This window comes from Streptomyces lonarensis, from assembly GCF_012033735.1.
Taxonomy (GTDB): Bacteria; Actinomycetota; Actinomycetes; order Streptomycetales; family Streptomycetaceae; genus Streptomyces; species Streptomyces lonarensis.
The window spans coordinates 1-4,422 of sequence record NZ_JAAVJD010000291.1 but is presented as its reverse complement, the minus strand read 5'-3'; the positions used below and the strand labels follow the sequence as shown (position 1 = coordinate 4,422).

The following is a 4,422-nucleotide window of genomic DNA, read 5'->3' as shown; positions in this document are numbered from 1 at the left end:
CCGTGACGGCGACCGGCCCTCCTACAACCGCGACCGCGACGACCGCGGCGGGTTCCGGCGCGACGGGGACCGTCCTCGGTTCAACCGTGACCGCGATGACCGTCCCCGTGGTCCGCGCCGTGATGGTGACCGGCCGCCCTTCAACCGCGACCGCGATGACCGCGGTGGGTTCCGGCGCGACGGGGACCGTCCTCGGTTCAACCGTGACCGCGATGACCGTCCCCGTGGTCCGCGCCGCGATGGTGACCGGCCGCCCTTCAACCGCGACCGCGATGACCGCGGTGGGTTCCGCCGCGACGGCGACCGGCCCGCGTTCAACCGTGACCGCGATGACCGCCCGCGTGGTCCGCGTCGTGATGGTGATCGGCCGGCGTTTCGTCGGGACGACCGTTCCGGTGGCCCGCGCCGTGACGACCAGCGCGGCGGTGGGTTCCGCCGTGACGGCGACCGGCCCTTCTACAACCGCGACCGCGACGACCGCGGCGGGTTCCGTCGTGACGGGGACCGCCCGTCGTACAACCGCGACCGCGACGACCGCTCGCGCGGCCCGCGCCGCGATGGCGACCGGCCGTCCTACCGGCGGGACGACGACCGCGGTCACCGCGGTGGCGGTCGGCCCTACGGTCGGGACGGTGGCGACCGCCGGGACGACTATCGGGGCGACCGGTCGCGCGAGCAGGTTCGGCGCCTGCCGATCCCGCCGGACGTCACCGGCGAGGAGATCGACCCCGATGTCCGCCAGGAGCTGATGACCCTCCCGAAGACGCTCGCCGACGACGTGGCGCGCAACCTGGTGATGGTTGCTCGGTTGCTCGACGAGGACCCGGAGAGCGCCTACGGGCACGCGAAGGTTGCGCTCCGCCTCGCCTCCCGCGTCGGCGCCGTGCGCGAGGCCGCGGGCTTCGCCGCCTACGGCGTCGCCAAGTACGCCGAAGCGCTGGCCGAGTTCCGCGCTGCTCGACGGATGTCCGGCTCCTCGCACCTGTGGCCCGTCATGGCGGACTGCGAGCGGGGCATGGGGCGGCCGGAACGGGCGCTGGCCATGGCCGGCGAGCCGGAAGTGACGCGCCTGGACAAGGCCGGTCAGGTCGAGATGCGGCTCGTCGCAGCCGGTGCGCGCCGCGACATGGGTCAGGCCGAGGCGGCGGTGGTCACGCTCCAGAGCCCCGAGTTGGCCTCCACCTCCTCCCAGCCGTGGACCGCGCGGCTCCGCTACGCGTACGCCGACGCGCTGCTGGCGGTGGGCCGGGAGCAGGAGGCGCGCGAGTGGTTCGCCCGGACCCTCGAGGCGGACCAGGCCGGCGCCACCGACGCCTCCGACCGGCTGGCCGAACTGGACGGCGTGACGTTCATCGACGCGCTGGACGAGTCCTCCTCGGAGGAGACCGGCGAGAACGCCGCACCGGTCGCGCACGCCGACCGCGGGGCGACTCGCGAGAGCGACGCGGAGCTCGACGGCGGCGAGCAGGTCGAGGACGACCAGGCCGACGACGACTGGCCGGTCGCCGAGCAGACGGTCGCGGCAGCCGCGGTCGGCCCGCAGGGCACCGGCGCATCCGACGCCGTCGCCGACGAAGCGCCGGTCGTCGACAACGGGCCGGTCGTCGACAACGGGCCGGTCGGCAACGTCTCGTCCGACGCTGTCGCCGAGGACGGCGACCGTGACGAGCGCGGCACCGCTGCTGCGGACGCCCCCGACCGCGGGGCCGCCGATCAGCGCACGGCGGACGACGCCGACGCCATTGAGCGGGGCGTCGCCTCCGCCTGAGCCGCCGCACCGTCAGCACGGCCGAGGGGCCGGCACCGGACCACGCGTCCGCTGCCGGCCCCTCGGCCTGTCCCGGCAAGCCCAAGCCGGAATCCACCGGCCGGTACCGCCGGCCGTGCGTGCGCTCCGAGCCGGCCGGAGCCGCCGGCGGCAGTCAATGGCGGGCGGCGGCGGGCGGTCAGCTCTCGTCGAGCAGCCGGAGCACCAGCCCGGTGGCGGGCTTCGGTCCGAACGAGGTCGACTTCCGGGGCATGGTGACGCCCTGTCGGGCGAGGTCGAGAACGGTCGCCTCGTCGACCGGGCGCATCAGCACCGCGGTGCCGTGGTGACGTGCGGCCTGGTGCAGTGCCGCATCCGTGTCGTGGAGGTAGGCGATGTGGGAAGGGAGGTCGGGCACCTGCCACACCTCGCCGAGCAGCGCCGCGTGCAGCACCGCCGCGTCGAGCCGGCGCCAAGCGGCCGGGTAACCGCCCGCGTCGAGGGTGCGGTGGAGCAGGTCTTCCGCGGGCGCGTCCAGCAGGTGGTGGGTGCCGGCGCCGTCGGTGAGCACGAAGGCCGGGCCGGCCGCGGCGGCGAGTGCGGTGAGCGCCGCCCCGGTGTCGCCCTGCGCCAGCCGCCGGGTGCGGAACCACCGGGTGGCCGCGTCGAGGGCGCGGTCGGGGGAGAGGCGGGGCAGCACCCGGTGGATGGGCCTCACCTGGAGCGGGTGGCGGGCGGTGTCCACCAGCAGGACGAGTGTGCGGTCCCACGGCGGTTCGCCACCGCGCTCCTGCGCCACGCGGCGGCTGGTCGCCCAGCGGTGGTGGCCGTCCGCGATCAGTGCCGTGCGCCCGGCCAGGTCCTCCGTGACCGTCCGCAGGTCGGCCGGGTCGGTGAGCGCCCACAGCCGGTGGGCGTAGCCGTCCTCGGTGGTGGTGGCGAGCAGCGGCGGCCGCGCCACCACCCGGTCGATGACCTCGCCCGTCGCGCACGGGGGTGCAGCGTCGTGCGCGGCGCCGTCCGCCGCCGTGTCGCCCGCCGCGGTGTCGCCGCGGTACCCGAGGAGCAGCGGTTCGAGGTTGGCGGCCGTCTCCCGCAGCAGGGCGGACCGTTCGGCGACCACCTGGGGCATGACGTCCTCGTGGGGGAGCACCACCCCGTCGCCGGGCGGGCTGAGCCGCAGGGCGCCGATCACTCCGCGCTGGAGCGTGGCGCCGCGCCGCTGCTCGTAGACGTACAGGGCCTCTCGTCCGTCGCGGGCGAGGACGCCCTCCGCCAGCCAGCGGTCCAGAGTCCGGGCCGCGTCGCGGCTGGCGGAGCCCTGGTCGCCGGCCTGCGGCAGGATCAGCCGCACCACGTTGTGCGGGTCGGAGGTGCGCAACTCGTCGACGCCGTCCGGCCGCACCACGACGTCGTAGGGCGGGGAGGTCACGGCCGCGATGTCACCCACCCGCTCCGGAACGTACCGCACGCCACGGAACGGAGCCAGGTCGAGACCGTGTGAGAGCATCCCCGCATGGTAAGCGCCGGGGCGCTCCACGGGCAGGGCCTGGCGTGCGCGATGATCGGTACCCATGGACGCACACCACGCACATCGGACGCCGGGGACCCCGGCCGGCACGGGCCCGCTGCCCGCCGGCTCGGAGGTGCCGCTCGCGGAACGCTATGACACGGCGCTGCTGGACCTGGACGGGGTGGTGTACGTGGGGGGCGCCGCCGTCGAACACGCGGTGCCGTCGCTGCTGGCCGCAGCCCGGGGCGGCATGAACCTGGCGTACGTCACCAACAACGCCGCCCGGACCCCGGAGGTCGTCGCCGGACATCTGGCGGAGCTGGGGCTGCCCGCGGTCACCGGGGGGGTGGTCACCTCGGCGCAGGCCGTGGCACGGCTGGTCTCCGAGGCGGTGCCCGCCGGTTCGCGGGTGCTGTACGCCGGGGCCGAGGGGCTGAGGTCGGCGCTCGCCGAGCGCGGGCTGGTCCCCGTGGAGTCCGTCGATGACGAGCCGGTGGCCGTGGTGCAGGGGTACGGCGGTCCGCAGCTGCCGTGGGGTCGGCTGGTCGAGGCGTCCCTCGCCGTCGGGCGCGGCCTGCCGTGGTTCGCGTCCAACACGGACCTGACCATCCCGACACCCCGCGGGATCGGCCCGGGCAACGGCGCGGCGGTGGAGGTGGTGCGGATCGGGAGCGGCGGCACCCGGGAGCCGGTGGTGGCGGGCAAGCCGCAGCCGCCGATGCACCGGGAGTCGGTCATCCGCACCGGTGCCCGTACCCCGCTGGTGGTCGGGGACCGGCTGGACACCGACATCGAAGGGGCGCACAACGGTGGCGTCGATTCGCTGCTGGTCCTGACCGGCGTCACCGACGCGGCCGCCCTGGTCGCGGCCGCCCCGCGTCACCGGCCGACGTATGTCGCCGCGGACCTGCGGGCGCTGCTGGCGCCGGTCCCGGCGCCGGTCGCCGAGGGCGACGCGTGGCGGTGCGGGGGGATGCGGGCGGTCGTGGACGGTGGGGTGGTGGCGTTGGCCGGGAGCGGCGATCCGGTGGACGGGCTGCGGGCGGTGTGCGCGGCTGTCTGGGCGGCGTCGCCCGACGGGCCGGGCTCTGCGGACGCGCGCGAGGCCGTCGCGGCGCTCGGTCTCTGACCGGCGCCCGCCGCCGGGCGGGCAGGACGCCGG

At 76.2% G+C, this 4,422-nt stretch carries 2 protein-coding genes and 2 pseudogenes; 2 read left to right on the top strand and 2 right to left on the bottom strand.

Annotation, left to right across the window (positions count from 1 at the left end; translation table 11 throughout):
* Positions 1–601: pseudogene (locus HCN56_RS27330) on the bottom strand (hypothetical protein); the annotation flags it as partial.
* A gap of 147 nt (positions 602–748) precedes the next feature.
* On the opposite strand from HCN56_RS27330, the pseudogene HCN56_RS27325 reads away from it, so the two are divergent.
* A pseudogene (locus HCN56_RS27325) lies at positions 749–1,427 on the top strand (tetratricopeptide repeat protein); the annotation flags it as partial.
* Between the two features lie 519 nt (positions 1,428–1,946).
* On the opposite strand, the gene HCN56_RS23030 reads toward HCN56_RS27325, so the two are convergent.
* On the bottom strand, positions 1,947–3,257 hold the full coding sequence (locus tag HCN56_RS23030; RefSeq protein ID WP_167974200.1) for a DUF1015 family protein: 1,311 nt from the start codon (positions 3,255–3,257) through the stop codon (positions 1,947–1,949).
* 64 nt (positions 3,258–3,321) lie between these two features.
* Here HCN56_RS23030 and HCN56_RS23025 point away from each other — a divergent pair, with 64 nt between their 5' ends.
* Positions 3,322–4,389 carry an HAD hydrolase-like protein gene (locus HCN56_RS23025; RefSeq protein WP_167974198.1) on the top strand — a complete coding sequence of 356 codons (1,068 nt, stop codon included), beginning with the start codon at positions 3,322–3,324 and terminating at the stop codon, positions 4,387–4,389.
* Positions 4,390–4,422: the final 33 nt, after the last annotated feature.

Coding starts and splice junctions, on each gene's coding strand:
- HCN56_RS23025 (WP_167974198.1), top strand. CDS start 3,322: ATGGACGCACACCACGCACATCGGACGCCGGGGACCCCGGCCGGCACG.
- HCN56_RS23030 (WP_167974200.1), bottom strand. CDS start 3,257: ATGCTCTCACACGGTCTCGACCTGGCTCCGTTCCGTGGCGTGCGGTAC.